The sequence below is a fragment of the Enterobacter sp. T2 genome, from assembly GCF_010692925.1.
GTDB classification, from domain to species: Bacteria; Pseudomonadota; Gammaproteobacteria; order Enterobacterales; family Enterobacteriaceae; genus Enterobacter; species Enterobacter kobei.
The window spans coordinates 2,428,451-2,446,804 of sequence record NZ_CP048736.1 but is presented as its reverse complement, the minus strand read 5'-3'; the positions used below and the strand labels follow the sequence as shown (position 1 = coordinate 2,446,804).

General features: G+C 56.3%; 18 protein-coding genes. 15 read left to right on the top strand and 3 right to left on the bottom strand.

Features of this window, described 5'->3' with window-relative positions; translation table 11 throughout:
• Positions 1-151 precede the first annotated feature (151 nt).
• Positions 152-1,213, top strand: a complete 1,062-nt coding sequence (yncE, locus tag G0034_RS11740) for a 7-bladed beta-propeller protein YncE (RefSeq protein ID WP_063666476.1) — start codon at positions 152-154, stop codon at positions 1,211-1,213.
• A 93-nt stretch (positions 1,214-1,306) separates the two neighbouring features.
• Here the strand turns inward: yncE and ansP are convergent, their stop codons facing one another.
• Positions 1,307-2,803 carry an L-asparagine permease gene (gene ansP, locus G0034_RS11735; RefSeq protein ID WP_179120900.1) on the bottom strand — a complete coding sequence of 499 codons (1,497 nt, stop codon included), beginning with the start codon at positions 2,801-2,803 and terminating at the stop codon, positions 1,307-1,309.
• A 417-nt stretch (positions 2,804-3,220) separates the two neighbouring features.
• Here ansP and G0034_RS11730 point away from each other — a divergent pair, with 417 nt between their 5' ends.
• The 12 genes from G0034_RS11730 to G0034_RS11675 all read left to right on the top strand — a co-directional run bounded on the left by G0034_RS11730 (position 3,221) and on the right by G0034_RS11675 (position 13,502).
• A complete protein-coding gene (locus tag G0034_RS11730) occupies positions 3,221-3,760 on the top strand; it encodes an AAA family ATPase (RefSeq protein WP_063666479.1) in 540 nt (179 codons plus the stop codon).
• A 110-nt stretch (positions 3,761-3,870) separates the two neighbouring features.
• Complete coding sequence (locus G0034_RS11725) at positions 3,871-4,872, top strand: LLM class flavin-dependent oxidoreductase (RefSeq protein WP_179120899.1); 1,002 nt, start codon at positions 3,871-3,873, stop codon at positions 4,870-4,872.
• Positions 4,869-5,990, top strand: a complete 1,122-nt coding sequence (locus tag G0034_RS11720; protein WP_045268198.1) for an amidohydrolase — start codon at positions 4,869-4,871, stop codon at positions 5,988-5,990. Before G0034_RS11725 ends, G0034_RS11720 begins: the two co-directional genes overlap by 4 nt.
• Before the next feature lie 17 nt (positions 5,991-6,007).
• Complete coding sequence (locus G0034_RS23645) at positions 6,008-7,324, top strand: LLM class flavin-dependent oxidoreductase (protein ID WP_179120898.1); 1,317 nt, start codon at positions 6,008-6,010, stop codon at positions 7,322-7,324.
• Between the two features lie 14 nt (positions 7,325-7,338).
• Entirely contained in the window at positions 7,339-8,271 is a 933-nt protein-coding gene (locus G0034_RS23640; protein ID WP_045268196.1) for an ABC transporter substrate-binding protein, read from the top strand.
• Positions 8,272-8,280: 9 nt separating this feature from the next.
• On the top strand, positions 8,281-8,790 hold the full coding sequence (locus G0034_RS11705; protein WP_023330489.1) for a GNAT family N-acetyltransferase: 510 nt from the start codon (positions 8,281-8,283) through the stop codon (positions 8,788-8,790).
• Between the two features lie 9 nt (positions 8,791-8,799).
• Positions 8,800-9,726 (top strand): amino acid ABC transporter permease, encoded by a 927-nt coding sequence (locus G0034_RS11700; protein WP_032636418.1) that lies wholly within the window; start codon positions 8,800-8,802, stop codon positions 9,724-9,726.
• Complete coding sequence (locus tag G0034_RS11695; protein WP_179120897.1) at positions 9,710-10,483, top strand: amino acid ABC transporter ATP-binding protein; 774 nt, start codon at positions 9,710-9,712, stop codon at positions 10,481-10,483. Before G0034_RS11700 ends, G0034_RS11695 begins: the two co-directional genes overlap by 17 nt.
• Before the next feature lie 9 nt (positions 10,484-10,492).
• Complete coding sequence (locus G0034_RS11690; protein ID WP_179120896.1) at positions 10,493-11,380, top strand: transporter substrate-binding domain-containing protein; 888 nt, start codon at positions 10,493-10,495, stop codon at positions 11,378-11,380.
• Positions 11,381-11,421: 41 nt separating this feature from the next.
• Positions 11,422-12,039, top strand: coding sequence for a glutathione S-transferase family protein (locus G0034_RS11685; protein WP_179120895.1), 618 nt, complete (start codon positions 11,422-11,424; stop codon positions 12,037-12,039).
• Positions 12,040-12,076: 37 nt separating this feature from the next.
• Complete coding sequence (gene pptA, locus G0034_RS11680; RefSeq protein WP_014883932.1) at positions 12,077-12,307, top strand: tautomerase PptA; 231 nt, start codon at positions 12,077-12,079, stop codon at positions 12,305-12,307.
• Between the two features lie 193 nt (positions 12,308-12,500).
• Complete coding sequence (locus G0034_RS11675) at positions 12,501-13,502, top strand: Kdo(2)-lipid IV(A) acyltransferase (protein ID WP_179120894.1); 1,002 nt, start codon at positions 12,501-12,503, stop codon at positions 13,500-13,502.
• An 82-nt stretch (positions 13,503-13,584) separates the two neighbouring features.
• Here G0034_RS11675 and pdxR read toward each other — a convergent pair whose 3' ends face one another.
• Positions 13,585-15,081, bottom strand: a complete 1,497-nt coding sequence (gene pdxR / locus G0034_RS11670) for a MocR-like pyridoxine biosynthesis transcription factor PdxR (protein WP_179120893.1) — start codon at positions 15,079-15,081, stop codon at positions 13,585-13,587.
• 164 nt (positions 15,082-15,245) lie between these two features.
• On the opposite strand from pdxR, the gene G0034_RS11665 reads away from it, so the two are divergent.
• Complete coding sequence (locus G0034_RS11665) at positions 15,246-15,701, top strand: GNAT family N-acetyltransferase (protein WP_023337343.1); 456 nt, start codon at positions 15,246-15,248, stop codon at positions 15,699-15,701.
• 61 nt (positions 15,702-15,762) lie between these two features.
• On the opposite strand, the gene G0034_RS11660 is transcribed toward G0034_RS11665, so the two are convergent.
• Positions 15,763-16,062 (bottom strand): ArsR/SmtB family transcription factor, encoded by a 300-nt coding sequence (locus G0034_RS11660; RefSeq protein WP_023330483.1) that lies wholly within the window; start codon positions 16,060-16,062, stop codon positions 15,763-15,765.
• A gap of 161 nt (positions 16,063-16,223) precedes the next feature.
• On the opposite strand from G0034_RS11660, the gene fusA reads away from it, so the two are divergent.
• The gene (gene fusA, locus G0034_RS11655; RefSeq protein ID WP_032636425.1) at positions 16,224-18,323 is read left to right on the top strand and encodes an elongation factor G; all 2,100 of its coding nucleotides are present in this window, start codon (positions 16,224-16,226) and stop codon (positions 18,321-18,323) included.
• The last annotated feature ends 31 nt before the right edge of the window (positions 18,324-18,354 follow it).

The window sequence follows — 18,354 nt, the reverse complement described above, 5'->3', positions numbered from 1 at the left end:
CATTGCGTTAATGAAAGGCGAGAAGGGAAAGAAAAACTCCACTTTTAATTCATTAATGATTACTATTCTCATTATCATAACGGCGACGCCATGACGTTGCCAGCCGGAAGCGATGTCAGCCGTACTCCCATTTTTCAAAAAAGGAATTGTTATGTCTTTACGCCATCTGTGCTCACCGCGACTGAGCACCTCTCTGCTGTCTGCCGCTTTACTGTTTGCCGGAACCTTCCAGGTGCATGCCGCCGAAGAGATGCTGCGTAAAGCAGTGGGTAAAGGTGCCTATGAAATGGCGGTCAGCCAGCAGGAGAATGCGCTGTGGGTTGCGACGTCGCAAAGCCGTAAAACTGACAAGGGTGGGATTATCTATCGTCTTGATCCTGCCACGCTGGAGGTCACGCAGGCCATTCATAGCGATCTCAAACCTTTTGGTGCAACCCTCGACGGCGCGACGCAAACCCTGTGGTTGGGTAACACGATCAACGGTGCGGTGACGGCCATTGATGCGAAAACGGGCGACGTGAAAGGGCGTCTGGTGCTCGATAGTCGCCAGCGCAGCGAAACGGTGAAACCGCTGCAGCCGCGACAGCTGGTGGCGGATGACGCGAGCAACACGATTTACATCACCGGGGTGGGCAAAGAGAGCGTGATTTGGGTGGTGGATGGCGCCACGCTGAAGCTGAAAGGAACCATCGCAAATACGGGTACCTACAGCACCGGGCTGGCGCTTGATGCCAGGGCGAAACGCCTGTATACAACGAATGCGGACGGCGAGCTGGTCACCATTGATACCGCCACCCACACCATCCTCAGCCGCAAAAAAGTGCAGGACGACGGCAAAGAACACTTCTACCTGAATTTGAGCCTGGACACCGCCGGTCAGCGTGCCTTCCTGACCGACTCAAAACAGCCGGAAGTGCTGGTGGTGAGCCTGAAAGACGGCAGCGTGATTGAGAAAATTGCGGCGCCTGAATCACTGGCGGTTCTGTTTAACCCGGCTCGCAATGAAGCCTACGTGACGCACCGTGAAGCCGGTAAAGTGAGCGTGATTGACGCGAAGTCTTATAAGGTGACAAAAACTTTCGACACGCCTGTCTACCCGAATAGCCTGGCGCTGTCTGCCGATGGCAAAATCCTGTACGTGACGGTGAAACAAAAATCCACTCGCCAGCAGGAAGCCACTCAGCCTGATGATGTGATTCGTATTGCACTCTAATGTGGGAATTGCCCGGTGGCGCTGCGCTTACCGGGCCTACAAAAACGATAAGATATAGGCCGGGTAAGGCGAAGCCGCCACCCGGCTTTTTTATTAACGCGAGGTCTCTTCCACCAGCGGTGCGTCGTGTTTTTCATCATCAGGATGAACCGGCGCGGTGCTGTGAATTTCGTGAACGCGTTTACGTACGCCGAACCAGCCTGCGATCAGCAATACGGCCAGCAGCGGAATGGTGGCGATGGTATAGGTACCGTTCGGGTAGTCGAACGCCATCAGTACCAGCACGCTAAACAGGAAGAGCAGGGTGAGCCATGAGGTCACCGGTGCGCCCGGCAGCTTAAAGCTGACGTCTGCGGCTTTGCCTTCTTTAATGGCTTTACGCAGGCGCATCTGGCAAACCACGATAAAGGCCCAGGAGGCGATAATCCCAAGTGCGGCCACGTTCAGAACGATCTCGAAAACCTGAGACGGCACCAGATAGTTCAGGAATACACCGAAGACATACACTACCAGGGTCGCCAGAATACCGGCATACGGTACGTGCTGCTTGCTCATCTTCGACATGAACTTCGGCGCAGAACCGCCCATCGACATAGAGCGCAGGATACGACCGGTAGAGTAAAGGCCGGAGTTGAGGCTGGAGAGTGCCGCCGTCAGTACCACGATGTTCATGATGCTGCCAACGTAAGGCACGCCGAGCTTAGAGAAGAAGGTGACAAACGGGCTCTGACCAGCCTGATAGGCATTCCACGGCAGCAGCAGAACCAGCAGCACCACGGAACCAACGTAGAACAGACCGATACGCCAGATCACGCTGTTAATGGCTTTCGGCACCATGGTCTGCGGGTCTTTACATTCACCCGCTGCGGTACCCACCAGTTCGATAGAGGCAAAGGCAAACACGACGCCCTGAACCAGAACCAGCGCAGGCAGCAGACCGTGCGGGAAGAAACCGCCGTTATCGGTTATCAGGTGGAAGCCGGTGGCATTGCCATCCAGCGGCTTACCGCTGCCGAGGAACACGGTCCCGACGACCAGGAAAATCACAATCGCCAGCACTTTTACCAGCGCAAACCAGAACTCCATTTCGGCGAACCACTTCACGCCGATCATGTTCATGGTGCCGACAATCGCCAGCGCACCAAGGGCAAAGATCCACTGCGGCACGTCACCGAACGCGCCCCAGTAGTGCATGTAGAGCGCAACGGCGGTGATATCGACGATACCGGTCATCGCCCAGTTGACGAAGTACATCCAGCCTGCCACGTAGGCCGCTTTTTCACCGAGGAATTCACGGGCGTAGGAAACAAAACTCCCGCTGGACGGACGATGCAGCACCAGTTCACCCAGTGCGCGAAGAATGAAGAAAGAGAAGATCCCGCACACCAGATACACCAGGGCGAGAGCCGGGCCAGCCATTTGCAGACGCGCACCAGCACCTAAAAACAGACCTGTTCCGATAGCGCCGCCGATGGCGATCATTTGCACCTGACGGTTGCCCATCGCTTTGTGGTAGCCCTCTTCGTGGGAGTTCAACCAGCGACGTTTAGCAGCGTGATGATCGGCTGCGCTTTTATTGCTTGTTTTCATTGAGTTACCTGTTTGCCTGTCTGAACCATTATCGTGATAGTCCTGCCTGGCAGAGAGCGATACAAACGATTGCTTCTGCGCAAACACATGTCGCCTTCTCAGTCATTCTGCGTATGGATAAGGCGAAACATGGCGAGGCATCCTACCTGCAATTCATAAGCGACGCAAAATATAACCGTGTCGAAAGTGATGCAGGTCGAAGGAAATCGTGTGGTCAGAGCAGATGAGGATTACAACACGCTGAATCGTGGCGAGTTTTTAGACAGAACTAATAGTGAAGTGCTGCTTTAATCATCAGAAATCCTTAATAATTACGTTGAGGTAGCGCGCAATGAGGCAGCGCGTCACGGGCATTTCATTAACAAAAATAAAACGATATGATCCGAAATGTTTTCTTCAGCATGGCCAGGCGGAACGGTGAAAATCAATATTATCGGTACCAGCGGGAGCGGAAAAAGTACGCTTGCCCGGCGCATCGCGACGGAACTGTCGCTCCCTTATATTGAGATGGACAGGCTCTACTGGCGTTCTGAGTGGAAGGGAACGCCCGATGAGGAGCTACTGGAGACGCTGGAAAATACGCTCGCTGCCACACCCGGCTGGGTGCTTGATGGCAACTACAACCGCACGCGCCCGGTGAAATGGCGTGAGGTTGATCTGGTCGTGTGGGTGGACTGCGGTTTTGTCCGTACCCTCTGGCAGGCGGTGACGCGCGCGTTTAAACGCGCATGGCACCAACAGGAACTGTGGCCTGGCACAGGAAACTGCGAAAGCTTCCGCCGCTCATTTTTCAGCCGGGAATCCATCATCATCTGGACCCTTAAAACCTGGCGCATTAACCGCGAGCGTTACGACGCTGATATGAAAAACCCGCAATACGCCCACATTCAGTTTGTTCGCATCACCCGTCGCCAGGAGGCGGATGCGCTGATTGCTTCGCTGAAAACTCACCCCTAGCAGGGCGCTGTATATCTGATTTCCAGAAAACTAAATGTAAATTAATTGTTTCTCAGTGGTGAAATACGCCCTTAATAATGTCGACATGTTAAGTCAAACGAGAACGCAACATGTCATGGCGAATCAGCATTCTGGACAAAAGCCCCATCGCTGAAAACGAAACGGCTGCCGATGCACTGGCGCGTACGTTAGCGCTGGCGCAGCAGGCAGAAAATCTGGGCTATCACCGCTTCTGGATTGCCGAACACCACAATACCCCTCAGCTTGCCAGTCCCTCGCCGGAGCTGCTGATTGCCTGGATCCTCGGGCAAACAACGCGCATCCGGGTCGGTTCCGGGGGCGTCATGCTCCAGCACTACAGCCCGTATAAAGTCGCCGAGAATTTCAACGTGCTGGCCGCGCTGGCGCCCGGCCGCGTGGATCTTGGCGTCGGAAAAGCGCCTGGCGGATTACCGCTCTCGACCCGCGCGCTGCAGCAGGGGCTGGATCAGCAGGAAAAGGGCAGCTTTGCCGAACAGTTGGCCCAGCTCGATCGCTGGATCCGCCCTGAAAACCACTCAGCGGAGGAAGCCGTTCGCGCCACGCCGCTGCCGCCGGTACCTGCACAGGGTTTTCTGCTGGGCGCCAGCACGGAAAGCGCGCTGCTCGCCGCATCACTCGACTGGCACTTTGTCTTTGCCGCGCATCTGAACGGAGACCCGGAACTGTTACGCGAGGTGGTTTCGACCTGGCGTAAGAACAGCGCGCGGGAGGTGATAGTGGCGGTGCAGGCGATTATCGCACCGACCCAGGTTGAGGCCGAAGCCCTGGCGCAGAAGGTCGAAGTGTGGGGTGTTGAGCTGGCAAACGGTCAGCGCGTGACCGTCGCCAGCGAGGATCAGGCCTATGCCTTTGCGCGTCAGGCCGGGAGCGAGCTGGTGCGCATCGCCCGTCGCGCCCAGTCGCTGCTGGCGGGGACGGCGGAGTCGGTGCTGGAACAGCTGAACGCGCTACACGCGCAGTGGGGGATCGACGAATTTATCATCGACACGCCGGTTGCGGAGGGGGCAACGCGCGTGCAGTCCCTGCGTTTGCTGGCCGAGGCGCGTCTGAACACGGAGGTTACCGTATGAGCTTTGGTGAACAACTGATTGCCTGGCGTCGCGAGCTGCATCAGAACCCGGAGCTGTCCGGCCAGGAAGTGGAAACGACGGCGCGCCTGCGCCGGTGGCTGTCAGCCGCGGGCATCACGCCGCTGCCTTACGACCTGCCGACCGGTGTGGTGGCGGAGATCGGGACCGGTAACAAACTGATCGCGCTGCGGGCAGACATTGATGCCCTGCCCATTGAGGAGCGCAGCGGCGTGCCGTTTAGCTCGCAGCAGCCCGGCGTGATGCATGCCTGCGGACACGATATCCATACCAGCGTGATCCTCGGTGCAGCGTTAAAACTGAAAGCGCGGGAAGCCTCGCTTAAGGGGCGGGTGCGTATCCTGTTTCAGCCAGCCGAAGAGAACTTTGGGGGGGCGAAGAGCATGGTGCGGGCCGGTGCCCTGCAGGATGTCAGCGCGATTTTTGGGATGCACAACGAGCCCGGCCTGCCGGTGGGGAAGTTCGCGACCCGTGGCGGGCCGTTCTATGCCAACGTCGACCGCTTCGCGATCCGCATTACCGGTAAAGGCGCGCACGCCGCGCGCCCGCATGAAGGCAACGACGCTATTCTCCTGGCCAGCCAGCTGGTGACCGCGCTGCAAAGCGTCGCCAGCCGCAATGTGAATACGCTGGATTCGGTGGTGCTGAGCGTGACGCGCATTGCCGGGGGCAACACCTGGAACGTGCTGCCGGAAAGCGTTGAGCTGGAAGGTACGCTACGCACCCACCGCACGGAAGTGCAGCAGAACGTGAAGGCCCGCGTGGGGGAAATTGCGGCCGGTTTTGCCAGTGCCTTTAGCGCGCAGATTGATATCACCTGGTTTGCCGGGCCCACTGCGCTGGTCAATGACCAACGCTGGGCCGATTTCGCCACCTCGGTCGCCCGTGAAGCGGGGTATGAAACCCATCACGCCGAGCTACATATGGGCGGAGAAGATTTCGCAGTTTATCTCCAGTCTGTACCCGGCGCGTTTGTCAGCATCGGCAGCAACAGTCCGTTTGGTTTACACCACCCGGCATTTAATCCGGATGAAGCCTTAATTGAACCCGCTGCCCGCTATTTTGCCCAGCTTGCGGAACACGCCCTGCAACACGTCTGATTAATCATGAGGTAAATATGTCTGCACATCGTCAACTGCGGCTCGGGACCATTTTGCATGGCGCATCCGGAAATATGTCCGCCTGGCGTCATCCGGCGGCCGTCGCGGATGCCAGTATCAATTTTGATTTCGTTAAAGAGACGGCATTAAAAGCGGAAGAGGGCAAACTCGATTTCTTATTCGTTGCCGACGGTCTTTATATTAACGAAAAATCGATCCCGCATTTTTTAAACCGGTTTGAGCCCTTAACGGTGTTATCCGCGCTGGCAAGTATTACCTCGCGACTGGGGCTGGTGGGAACCTTATCCACCTCCTACAGCGAGCCCTTTACCACGGCACGGCAGTTCGCCAGCCTCGACCACCTGAGCAACGGACGCGCTGGCTGGAACGTGGTGACTTCGCCGCTGGAAGGTTCAGCGAAGAACTTTTCCCGCGAAAAACACCCGGAACATGCGCTGCGCTATCGCATTGCCGATGAGTATCTGGACGTGGTGAAAGGACTTTGGGACTCCTGGGAAGAGGATGCTTTTATCCGTAATAAAGAGAGCGGTCAGTTTTTTGACCCGGCTAAACTGCACCCTCTGAATCATCACGGGGATTTCTTCCAGGTCGCCGGGCCGCTCAATATTGGTCGCACGCCGCAAGGACGTCCGGTTGTCTTTCAGGCCGGTGCGTCGGATGACGGGAAAAAACTGGCGGCAAAACATGCCGACGCCATTTTTACCCACCATGACACCTTCGAAGAAGCAAAAGCGTTTTATCGCGACGTGAAGCAGCAGCTGGAAACGAACGGTCGGCGCGCGTCAGATTTGCATATTTTCCAGGGCGTCAGCGTCATCGTTGGCAACGATGCCGAAGACGTGGAAAACCAGTACCAGACTACGGCGGCGCTGATGTCGATTAACGACGCCCTTAATTACCTCGGACGTTATTTTGAGCATCACGATTTCAGCCAGTATCCGCTCGACGAGCCGTTCCCGGATATCGGCGATCTAGGCAAAAACAGCTTCCGCAGCACCACCGATGAAATTAAGCGTAACGCCCACGAACGCAACTTAACCCTGCGCCAGGTGGCGCTGGAAGCCGCGTCGCCGCGCCCGCGTTTTTCCGGCACGCCGGAAGAGGTTGCAGACGGCCTTCAGGCCTGGTTTGAAGGCTATGCCGCAGACGGCTTCATCATTCAGGGCGGCACGCCGGATACCTTCCCGCGCTTTGTTGACCAGGTAGTGCCCGTTTTGCAGGCCCGCGGGCTGTTCCGTACCGACTATCCCGGCACCACGTTGCGCGACAGCTTAGGTCTGGATCAACCGAAAAACACGTTCACACAACAATAAACGAGAACACCGCTATGCAGAAAACATCGCTTATTCTGGCGCTCGCGCTGGCCTTTACCCCTGTCGTCCGGGCAGAGAATGTCACGATTAACGGCACTGGCGTGAGTATTGAGGCCAATAAAACGCCGATCAACACCGTCAAAAACGGTGATGCGGTGGCGCAGCTACCGAAGGATTATCGCTTTGCCGTGCCCGGGAAATTTACCGTGGCGGTGGCGGGGCTGAATCAACCGCCGCTCACGGTTTTCTCCGATGACAACAAAACGCTGTTGGGAAGCGAGGTCGACGTCGCTCGCCTGGTGGCTGACAGCCTCGGGCTGGAGCTGAACGTGGTGCCGACCTCGTGGGAAGACTGGCCGCTGGGCGTGGCGTCCGGAAAATACGATGCCGCCATCAGTAATATTACCGTCACCAAAGCGCGCAAAGAGAAGTTTGATTTTGCCACCTACCGTAAGGACTCCCTCGGTTTCTACGTGAAATCGACCAGCCCGATTACCTCGCTTAAAAAAGCAGAGGACATCGCCGGGCTCAGGATTATTGTGGGCTCCGGTACCAATCAGGAAGCCATTCTGCTGGCATGGAATGCCGAGAACCTCAGGAAAGGGCTGAAACCCTTTACTCCGATCTACACCAAAGACGATGCGGCGCAAACGCTGGCGCTGCAGTCCGGGCGCGCGGATGCCTACTTTGGCCCGAACGTGATAGGCGCGTGGAAAGCGGCGCTCAACGGCAAAACCAAACTCGTCGGCAGCGTGGACGGCGGCTGGCCGAAAGCGGCGCACATCGCGGTCACGCTGAGAAAAGGCAGCGGCCTGGTCGAGCCGGTGCAAACCGCGCTTAATGGCGTAATCAAAAACGGCGATTACGACAAAGTGCTAAACCGCTGGGGAGAAGGGGTTGAGCGCATTGCTCATTCCGAGGTGAACCCGGCAGGTCTGGGAGATTAAGGAGGCGCTATGCGTGAACAATTTCGTGATGTTTCGCCGGAAGATGCCGAACTGCAGCCGATTATCGAGGGACTGTTCGGTGAATATGCCGCCCGCTACGGCGACTACTTCTCTAAGGACGCGGAAGTTGAGCTCACGGCGTGGTATTTAGCGCCACAGGGGCTGTTTATCGTGCTGGAACGTGACGAGAAGATTATCGCCACCGGTGCGTACAAACCCTTTGATGAACGGACCGCCGAAATTAAACGCATCTGGACGGACAAATCCCTGCGTCAGCAGGGGCTTGCTGCCCGCGTGGTGCAGGAACTGGAGCGCAGGGCGGTGCTGGCGGGTTACAGCCAGATCTACCTGACGACCGGTTTTCGTCAACCGGAAGCGGTGCGGCTCTATCTCAGCCAGGGATACCAGCCGCAGTTCGATCTCACCCGTGACCCGGAAGAGTACAGCCAGCCGCCGTTTGACGGTCGGCTGCGTTTCACCAAAACGCTGGTACGTGAAGCGTTCAGTAAAACCGCATGAGGAACGACGATGAGCAACGTTGAAACCATTAAGGTGGTCCCGGCGCGTTATCCGCTGCGGACCGTCGGCGCCGTGGTGGCCCTGTTTATCCTGGCCGTTGTGATCCAGTCCGTGGCCTTTAACCCGCGCTGGGAGTGGGCGGTGTTTGCCCGCTGGTTCTTTGACCCGGTGATCCTCGCAGGTGTCGGGCAGACCCTGCTGCTGACCCTGATCGGCACTGCGCTGAGCGTGGTGATTGGCGGCCTGCTGGCCCTGGCGAGACTCTCTTCCTCCTGGCTGTTAAGCAGCCTGGCGTGGGGATACATCTGGTTGTTCCGCTCGCTGCCGCTCATAGTCGTGCTGATCATCCTTTACAACTTCTCCTATCTCTACGACACGCTCTCGATCGGCGTACCGTTCACCCGCATCACCTGGGGCAGTTTTGAAACCATCAACGTGCTCGGGCAATTTTCTACCGCGGTGGTGGGGTTAACCCTCGTTCAGAGTGCCTATACCGCCGAGATCATTCGTGGCGGATTCCTCGGGGTCGATCACGGCCAGTATGAGGCTGCCGCCGCGCTCGGCCTGCCCGCATGGCGTCGCACGGTGCGGATCATTCTGCCGCAGGCGCTGCGTACCATATTGCCCTCGGGGTTCAATGAAATTATCAGTCTCGCCAAGGGTACGGCGATGGTGTATGTCCTGGCGATGCCGGAGCTGTTCTATACCATCCAGATGATCTACAACCGCACGCAGGAGGTGATCCCGCTGCTGATGGTCGGTGCCGCGTGGTACCTGGCGATCACCACCGTTCTGTCCGCTATCCAGTATGGTGTTGAGCGCGGGCTCGCCCGCAGCGAACGCCGCTCCGCCGTGAACCAGAACAGCGCCACCCGTCGTAGCCGCGCTGTCACCACCACGCCAGCACAGGAGCCCGTCCATGCAAGCCTCTCCTGAAGGACATATTTCAATTACCGGCGTCAGTAAATATTTTGGCCGCCATAAAGCGCTCGACAACGTCACGCTTGAGATCCCGCCGAGCTCCGTAACGGTGATCCTCGGGCCGTCCGGCTCGGGTAAATCGACGCTGCTACGCACCATTAACCACCTGGAGCGCGTCGACGAAGGCTTCATCCAGATCGACGGGGACTACATTGGCTACCGTCGTCAGGGTGACAGGCTTTACGAACTGAAAGAGAACGAGATCCTCAAGCAGCGCGTCAACGTGGGTTACGTGTTTCAGAACTTCAATCTCTTTCCGCATCTCACGGTGCTGGAAAATCTGATTGAGGCGCCCATCGCGCATAAAAAGCTCAGCAGGAAAGAGGCGGTGGAAAGGGCATATAGCCTGCTGGATGTGGTGGGGCTGAGGGATAAAGCGGACGCCTGGTCCCGCCATCTCTCCGGGGGCCAGCAGCAGCGCATTGCCATTGCCCGTGCGCTGGCGCTGCGTCCGCGCGTAATGCTGTTTGACGAGCCTACCTCGGCGCTGGATCCGGAGCTGGTGGGGGAAGTCCTGGACGTCATCAAAAAGCTGGCCCGCTCTGGCACCACGCTGGTGGTGGTCACGCATGAGATCGGATTTGCCCGGGAAGTGGCGGATCAGGTGGTATTTATGGTCGACGGGAAAATTGTGGAGCAGGGCAACAGCGACGACGTTTTAAACCGTCCGTCGCACCCGCGAACGCGCCAGTTCCTCTCTAAAGTGCTGTAAGGAGCGCAGATGAAATATGGATGTCTGGTTGGGTTGATCTTCACGACGGTGAGCCACGCCGGGATTGATGTGCAGGCCAACGAGCAGCCGCTGCCGGTGACGGTGGATCGGCAGGCGGTGGCGAAGATCCCCGCAAACTACAGGTTCGTTGAGCCGGGAACGCTTACGGTTGCCGTTTCCATGCTGAACTCTCCACCGCTGGCGCTGCTGGCCAGCGACAATCGCACGCGCATCGGCAGCGATCCGGATATCGCCCGCCTGCTGGCGGGTAGCCTGGGGCTCAAGCTGAAGCTGATACCGACGGCGTGGGAAGACTGGCCGCTGGGGATCGCCTCCGGACGCTACGACGTGGCGCTGGTGAACATTGCGGTGACCGAACAGCGTAAAGAGAAGTTTGATTTTGCGACCTACCGCGTCGATTCGCTGGCGTTCTCGGTGAAATCCACCAGCGAGATTCAGTCGATCAAAAACCCGGAAGATCTGGCCGGGAAAAAGGTGATTGTCGGCTCGGGGACCAATCAGGAGCGCATCCTGCTGGGCTGGAACGAGGAGAACAAAAAGGCGGGACGCGAACCTGCGCTGCCGGTCTATCTCCACGACGATGCCTCGGGCAATCTCTATATTCAGTCTGGCCGGGCGGATGTGTTATTTGGTCCGCAGTCGGTTTCGTCCTGGAAAGCGGCGCTCACCGGAGAAACGCGCGTCGTGGGGTTAGGCCCAAAGAAAGCCTTTGTCGCCACGACCACGAAAAAGGGGAATGGGCTGGTGTACGCTCTGCAGGCCGCGCTGGACGGGGCGATTGCGCGGGGTGAGTACCAGAAGGTGCTGGCGCGCTGGGGTGAACAGGGCGAAGCGGTCACGCAGTCGGAGGTCAACCCGCCTGGGATAACCTACTAATGGTGCTCTACACTTAGGGTTTTCATCCCTGAGGGGGCAACATGATGAAACTTTATGGCGTACCCGGCTGGGGCTCGGCAATCAGTGAAGTGATGCTGACCCTGGCCGATATCCCTTATCAGTTTGTGAACGTGGACGGGTTTGAACAGCCTGGTCCGCAGCGTGAGTTGCTGCAAAAGCTCAATCCGCTGTGTCAGGTGCCCACGCTGGCGCTGGAAAATGGCGCCATCATGACCGAAACGGCGGCGATTGCCCTGATGGTACTCGACCGCTGTCCCGATCTTGCGCCGCCCGTGGGGCAGGCCGAACGCCAGCAGTTTCAGCGTTTGCTTATCTGGTTTGTGGCTAACGTCTATCCCACTTTTACGTTTGCAGATTATCCCGAACGCTGGGCGCCCGACGCACCGGAACAGTTGCAGAAAAACTGCATTGCGTACCGGAAATCCCTCTATTTATGGTTCGAAAGTCAGCTTAAAGCCGCGCCGTTTGCATTGGGAGAACGACTGACGCTGCTGGATGTGTATATTGCCGTGGCGCGCACCTGGGGGCCTCGTCACGACTGGTTTGCTGCCAATACCCCGAAATTTACGGCGATCGCCGATACCGTCTGTCAGCTGCCAGAACTGCACAAGGTGTTAAAGGCAAATACTATTATCTGATAACGTGAAGCGCTCAACCACAACAGGAAACCTGCATATGCCACACGTAGATATCAAATACTTTCCCCGCGATCTCAACGACGAACAAAAAACCGCGCTGGCGGCCGATATTGCCGAAGTGATTACGCGCCATCTTAACAGTAAAGACCGTTCCATTTCGGTAGCGCTGAATGAAGTTCAGGAAGCAGACTGGAAAGCCCAGGTCTGGGATACCGAGATCGCCCCGAAGATGGATGACCTGATTAAGAAACCGGGATATTCAATGTAAGTTTTATGCCGGGTGGCCGCTTCGTCTTACCCGGCTTTGTCTGCCTCTCCAGCCTTCTTTCCGCAAAAAACGATAAAAATAAGTTTAATCTTATCCGGTACACTTTACGTTCCTGACTGACATTTTATAAATCCTTAGGAAAGATCGACAACAGAATCAATTAAGGACAGCAACGTTAAAGGATAATTTTCTCATGACAAAATTACCCCGGTTTTCACCTGCCTTTTTCCATCCTCGATACTGGCTAAGCTGGACAGGCATCGCCGCGCTATGGCTCATTATGCTACTGCCTTATCCGCTGTTATTCAGAATTGGACATCGCCTCGGGCGGCTGGCTATGCGCCTTCTCCCTCGCCGCGTGGCGATTGCCCGCCGCAACCTTGAGCTATGCTTCCCGCAGATGAAAGCAGAGGCGCGTGAAGCCTTGCTGCAGCGTAACTTTGAATCCGTGGGGATGGGGGTAATTGAAACCGGCATGGCGTGGTTCTGGCCCGAGTGGCGGGTGCGTAAATGCTTTACCGTGCGCGGGTATGAGCATATGGAGCAGGCCAGGGCGCAAGGAAAGGGCGTGGTGCTGGTTGGCATGCATTTTCTCACCCTTGAACTGGGCGCGCGGATTTTTGGCATGCTCAACCCGGGGATTGGGGTTTATCGTCCGAATAATAATGCGTTGCTGGACTGGCTTCAGACGCGCGGGCGTCTGCGTTCTAATAAAACCATGCTGGACCGTCATGATTTAAAAGGCATGATCCGCGCCCTGAAGCAGAATGAGATTCTGTGGTACGCCCCGGATCACGACTATGGCAAGACTAACAGCGTGTTTGCACCCTTCTTTGCTGTCCCGGATGCCGCAACTACGGCAGGAAGCTATATGCTGGTAAAAAGCGCTCAGCCCGCCGTGATTCCGTTCGTGCCGCGTCGCAGGGCGGACGGAACCGGTTACGAACTGATTATTCTTGAGGATATCAGCGCGTCGTTGCAGGGTGCTGACAAAGAGACGGTTGCAACGCAGATGAACAGGGCTATCGAGCGAGCCGTGCTGATGGCACCGGAGCAGTATATGTGGCTCCACCGACGCTTCAAAACGCGCCCGGAAGGCCAGCCGGACAGGTACGCCCGCCGCAAGAGCGTGGCATCGCGAGCGGATATTCTCTCCGCCGACGAGCTTACTGACCGCTCGGGCGTCCAGCACTAAGGGAGCATCCTGCCCTCACCATGCGGTGAGGGCCTGCGGTACGGCGCATAGTCCGCAGGCCACCAGGGCTGCTGTCGAGTATCTACAGTGGCGAGAGATAACAACATGACCGGAAAATTGCGGCCAGCTTTTTTACCGTGTCTTCTATTTCTCTTTCGGTGTAAGCGGCAAATCCCATTAAAAAACCGGTGGATACCGGGCTGCCTGCATATAAGCCGGTAAGTCCTAATATATCAATATCAGCGCGACGGGCCGCGGTGGCAATGTCCTTCTCGGATAGCCCGTGCCTCAGGTGGCAAGGCATCTGCATGCCACCCGCTGGCGTTGTGTACACAACATAATCAGAAAGATACTCGTCCATCAGGCTGGCCAGTTTGTCGCGACGAGCAACATAAACGTTCCTCATCTTGCGAATATAGGCACCAAAATGGCCACCCTCCAAAAATTTAGCCAGCGTCAGTTGAGTTATTGATGCGGTATGGCCGTCCATTAATGTCCTGGCCATGGTAAAGGGTTCGGTCAGTTCTGAGGGGACGATCATGTACGCAATACGTAGCCCGGGGAACAGCGACTTGGTGAACGTGCCGATATAAATTGTCCGGTTGTAAGCATCCAGCCCCTGAAGGCAGGCCATAGGCTTTCCTTCATAGTGAAACTCACTGTCATAGTCATCCTCAATGATCCAGGCGGCGTGACGGTTTGCCCAGTCAATGACGGCCAGTCGTCGGTCAAGAGAGAGCGTCACCCCGGTTGGATACTGATGAGAAGGCGTAAGGTAGATAGCTCTGGCAGGTTCGGTTAGCGAATTAAGTGCGTCAACGGATATGCCTTTTTCATCAAGAGGAACCGGGACAGGGTGCAGTCCGGCAGCCTTAAACGCTTTGTGTGCCCCTTGATAGGTGGGATCTTCAATGACAATACTCTCCCCGTTGTCCAGCAGCACGTGTGAACAGAGCGCTAGCGCCTGTTGAGAACTTGTCAGAACGATCACCTGTTCTGCACTCGCACGTGTCCCGCGCTCAAGATTGACATATTCCACGATGGCCCGCCGTAAGCGCTCCATGCCCTGCGGTGGACTTTGCTCCAGTATCTTGTGCTGATATTCCTTCAGGACCTGCCGCTGAAGACGCTCCCAGGTTGGAATGGGGAACAGGCGGGTTTCGGGGATACCGGGCGCCAGCGGACGTGGCGAAGAAAACTCGCGGATCCCGCCACTTTCATAGATGACCTTTCCACGGGCGCTAAGTTTTGCTTTTCGTGTTTCCGCGGTTGGCGGATGCTGTCGGGAACGTGGTTTTAAAAACCGGGCGCTGGAAGAGACGAAGCTCCCTCTGCCTGTTTGCCGCTCAATAAAACCTTCTGCATGCAGGCTGGAATAGGCTGCTTCAACCGTATCCCGCGAAACATTCAATGAGGTAGCCAGCGCACGTGAAGCAGGAAGCGCCTTACCGTGCGATAAGGTCCCTTCAAGTATCAATGTGCGTATCGCTCTCTGGATCCTTTCATGAAGCGGTAGTGAACCGTTTGCAGGGTCGATAATCCATGCCTTAACCGTTTCAAGCTGCGCGTGCTTAAACATTATGTTGTCCACTTTTCCCTCTGTGTCCCTTGATTCTAAAGCAATATTGCATGCAGCAGGATGAAAAATTGGTCTGCCTTTGTGATGAGAATTGGCGGGGCAAAACGGGCCATTCAGCGAATACACTCTTCCTGAAACAAATACGGAATAAGCACAGAGGCAATATGAATAATACGAGCGTGACCATTGAGGCAGTTAAAGAACGTGATTTTGAAAGCTGGATGCCACTATGGAGAAAATATCAGGAATTTTACAACGTCGATCTGTCCGGGGCTGTGACTGAACGAACCTGGCAACGATTTTTCAGCCCCGTTGAGCCAGTATTCTGCGTAGTGGCACGATGCAATGGAGAGGTGGTGGGGTTTGCGCATTATCTTTTTCACCGTTCAACCTGGTCCGAGAGCGATTATTGCTACCTCGAAGATTTATATGTCAGCGATGCAGCAAGGGGCAAACACACGGGCAAACAGTTAATAGAATATGTGCAGAGAGAAGCAAGAAAACATCACGCCAGCCATCTTTACTGGCATACGCATGAAGCCAATTATCGCGCGCAACGATTGTACGACTGGATTGCGAAAAAAAGCGGGATGATTGAATATCGTATGCACGTAAGATAAATCCCTTCGCTGTCCGTGTGCCCCTTAAATTTTAAGGGGCATTAAACCAGAAGTACTCTTATCATTTAGCCTGCAAAAGTATCTCCATCAGCCCTGGAAAACGGGTATCCAGATCGTCTCTTCGCAAAGAAATCATGTTTTCTCGTCCCTGCGGACGCTGCCAGATGACGCCGCTGTCCCGCAATACGCGCCAGTGGTGGGTCATGGTGGATTTCACCACATCTTCCGGGCGCAGCGCGTTACAGCTGAGTTCGCCGCCGTCGGCAAGTCGGCGGATAATTGACAGCCGGAGCGGGTTGCCGAGAGCAAACAGCACATTTTCCAGCAGTATTTGTTCAGTTTCAGGGTGGTTAGGGATCATCGTTTTCCTGCGTATGGCGTCAGATTGAGCTATATCAACAATAGGTCAACCCGTAAAAAATAGTTCGATAATACTCGTACAATAGGACTATTATAGCAAACGAACGAATACACGACCATCCCGGTCGTCACAGACAAGTCAGAAAGACTTAAGGAAATAGTATGCCCCGACCCATCCCTCTCGAACGTTATCGCAACATCGGTATCTCCGCGCATATCGATGCCGGTAAAACAACCACCACTGAGCGCATCCTGTTTTATACCGGGATGAGCCATAAGCTGGGTGAAGTACACGATGGCGCGGCAACCACTGACTGGATGGCACAGGAGCAAGAGCGCGGGATCACGATTACCTCCGCGGCGGTCAGCTGCTTCTGGCCAGGCATGGACAGAGGGTTTGAACCGCACCGGATCAACATCATCGACACCCCGGGGCACGTGGATTTCACCATTGAGGTCGAACGTTCCATGCGCGTGCTCGACGGCGCGGTCATGGTGTATGACTCCGTGGGTGGCGTGCAGCCACAGTCGGAAACCGTCTGGCGTCAGGCGAACAAATACAAAGTTCCTCGCATTGCGTTTGTAAACAAAATGGACCGTCCAGGGGCAGATTTCTTCCGCGTGGTGCGGATGATGCAGGAACGCCTGAAGGCCAACCCGGTGCCGATTGTGATTCCGGTTGGCGCGGAAGAGCACTTCACTGGCGTGGTGGATCTCATCAAGATGCGCACCATTTTGTGGGACGATGCCACTCAGGGCATGGTGTTTACCTATGCACCCGTGCCGGACGATCTCGTCAGTACCGCCCAGGAATGGCGGGAAAAAATGGTCTCAGCCGCGGCGGAAGCCAGCGATGAGCTGATGGATAAGTACCTTGAAACGGGAGATCTGACGGAAGCGGACATGATTAAAGGCCTGCGTATCCGCACCATTTCTGGCGAAATCCAACCGATGCTGTGCGGCAGCGCGTTCAAAAACAAAGGCGTGCAGCGTATGCTTGATGCGGTGATTGAGCTGATGCCGTCCCCGCTGGACGTGCCGGCCATTGATGGTGTGGATGAAAAAGGGCAGCACGCGGAGCGTCATCCGAGCGATGATGAGCCGTTCTCCGCCCTGGCATTCAAGCTGATGAGCGACCCGTATGTCGGGCAACTGACCTTTATCCGCGTTTACTCTGGCGTGCTGCGTAAAGGTGATGCGGTCTATAACCCGGTGAAAGGAAAAAAAGAGCGCATCGGGCGTATCGTGCTGATGCACGCCAACGACCGTCACGAGGTGGATGAACTGCGCGCCGGGGACATCGCGGCCTGCGTTGGGCTGAAAGACGTGACCACCGGTGATACGCTGACCGACCCGAACGCCGTCATCACGCTTGAACGCATGGAGTTCCCGGATCCGGTTATCTCGCTGGCGATCGAACCGAAAACCAAAGGCGATCAGGAGAAAATGGGGATCGCGCTGCAGCGTCTGGCAGCGGAAGATCCGTCGTTCCGTCTGCATACTGACGAAGAGTCCGGTCAGACCATTATTTCCGGAATGGGTGAGTTACACCTGGAGATTATCGTCGACCGTATGAAGCGTGAGTTTGGCGTCGAGGCGAACATTGGTCGTCCACAGGTGACCTACCGTGAAACCCTGCGTAAGGCGGTGAAGGATATCGAAGGTAAGTTTGTCCGTCAGTCCGGTGGTAAAGGGCAGTACGGCCATGTTGTCCTGAGCCTGGAGCCGACAGAACCTGGCAGTGGCTTTACGTTTGAGGATGCGACAAAGGGCGGCGTGGTGCCACGCGAGTATATCCCGTCCGTTGAGAAAGGGCTGCGGGAGGCCATGAACAGCGGTGTGCTGGCGGGCTATCCGGTTGTCGATGTTAAAGCGACGCTGACGTTTGGCTCGTACCACGATGTCGACTCGTCTGAGATGGCGTTCCGCATGGCGGCAATCCTTGGTTTCAAAGAGGGCGCTCGCAGGGCGGATCCGGTGATTCTTGAGCCGATCATGCACGTGGAGGTGGAAACACCGGAAGAGTACGCCGGTAACATCATGGGCGATCTCTCCTCCCGACGCGGCATGGTGCAGGGCATGGAAGAGCAGTACGGCAGCCAGATTATCCGCGCTGACGTGCCGCTGGCCGAGATGTTTGGCTACGCCACGACATTACGCTCGATGTCCCAGGGACGCGCGACGTATACGATGGAGTTCCATCATTTTGCGGAAGCACCGCGGAATGTTGCGGATGAGATTATTTCGAAGCGCGCGAAGTAGTACGTCAACCCTCTCTCTTATGGGGAGAGGG

Excerpts from the sequence above, each read along its gene's own strand:
- yncE (WP_063666476.1), top strand. The coding sequence starts at position 152 with ATGTCTTTACGCCATCTGTGCTCACCGCGACTGAGCACCTCTCTGCTG.
- ansP (WP_179120900.1), bottom strand. The coding sequence starts at position 2,803 with ATGAAAACAAGCAATAAAAGCGCAGCCGATCATCACGCTGCTAAACGT.
- G0034_RS11725 (WP_179120899.1), top strand. The coding sequence starts at position 3,871 with ATGTCATGGCGAATCAGCATTCTGGACAAAAGCCCCATCGCTGAAAAC.
- G0034_RS11720 (WP_045268198.1), top strand. The coding sequence starts at position 4,869 with ATGAGCTTTGGTGAACAACTGATTGCCTGGCGTCGCGAGCTGCATCAG.
- G0034_RS23645 (WP_179120898.1), top strand. The coding sequence starts at position 6,008 with ATGTCTGCACATCGTCAACTGCGGCTCGGGACCATTTTGCATGGCGCA.
- G0034_RS23640 (WP_045268196.1), top strand. The coding sequence starts at position 7,339 with ATGCAGAAAACATCGCTTATTCTGGCGCTCGCGCTGGCCTTTACCCCT.
- G0034_RS11705 (WP_023330489.1), top strand. The coding sequence starts at position 8,281 with ATGCGTGAACAATTTCGTGATGTTTCGCCGGAAGATGCCGAACTGCAG.
- G0034_RS11700 (WP_032636418.1), top strand. The coding sequence starts at position 8,800 with ATGAGCAACGTTGAAACCATTAAGGTGGTCCCGGCGCGTTATCCGCTG.
- G0034_RS11695 (WP_179120897.1), top strand. The coding sequence starts at position 9,710 with ATGCAAGCCTCTCCTGAAGGACATATTTCAATTACCGGCGTCAGTAAA.
- G0034_RS11690 (WP_179120896.1), top strand. The coding sequence starts at position 10,493 with ATGAAATATGGATGTCTGGTTGGGTTGATCTTCACGACGGTGAGCCAC.
- G0034_RS11685 (WP_179120895.1), top strand. The coding sequence starts at position 11,422 with ATGATGAAACTTTATGGCGTACCCGGCTGGGGCTCGGCAATCAGTGAA.
- pptA (WP_014883932.1), top strand. The coding sequence starts at position 12,077 with ATGCCACACGTAGATATCAAATACTTTCCCCGCGATCTCAACGACGAA.
- G0034_RS11675 (WP_179120894.1), top strand. The coding sequence starts at position 12,501 with ATGACAAAATTACCCCGGTTTTCACCTGCCTTTTTCCATCCTCGATAC.
- pdxR (WP_179120893.1), bottom strand. The coding sequence starts at position 15,081 with ATGTTTAAGCACGCGCAGCTTGAAACGGTTAAGGCATGGATTATCGAC.
- G0034_RS11665 (WP_023337343.1), top strand. The coding sequence starts at position 15,246 with ATGAATAATACGAGCGTGACCATTGAGGCAGTTAAAGAACGTGATTTT.
- G0034_RS11660 (WP_023330483.1), bottom strand. The coding sequence starts at position 16,062 with ATGATCCCTAACCACCCTGAAACTGAACAAATACTGCTGGAAAATGTG.
- fusA (WP_032636425.1), top strand. The coding sequence starts at position 16,224 with ATGCCCCGACCCATCCCTCTCGAACGTTATCGCAACATCGGTATCTCC.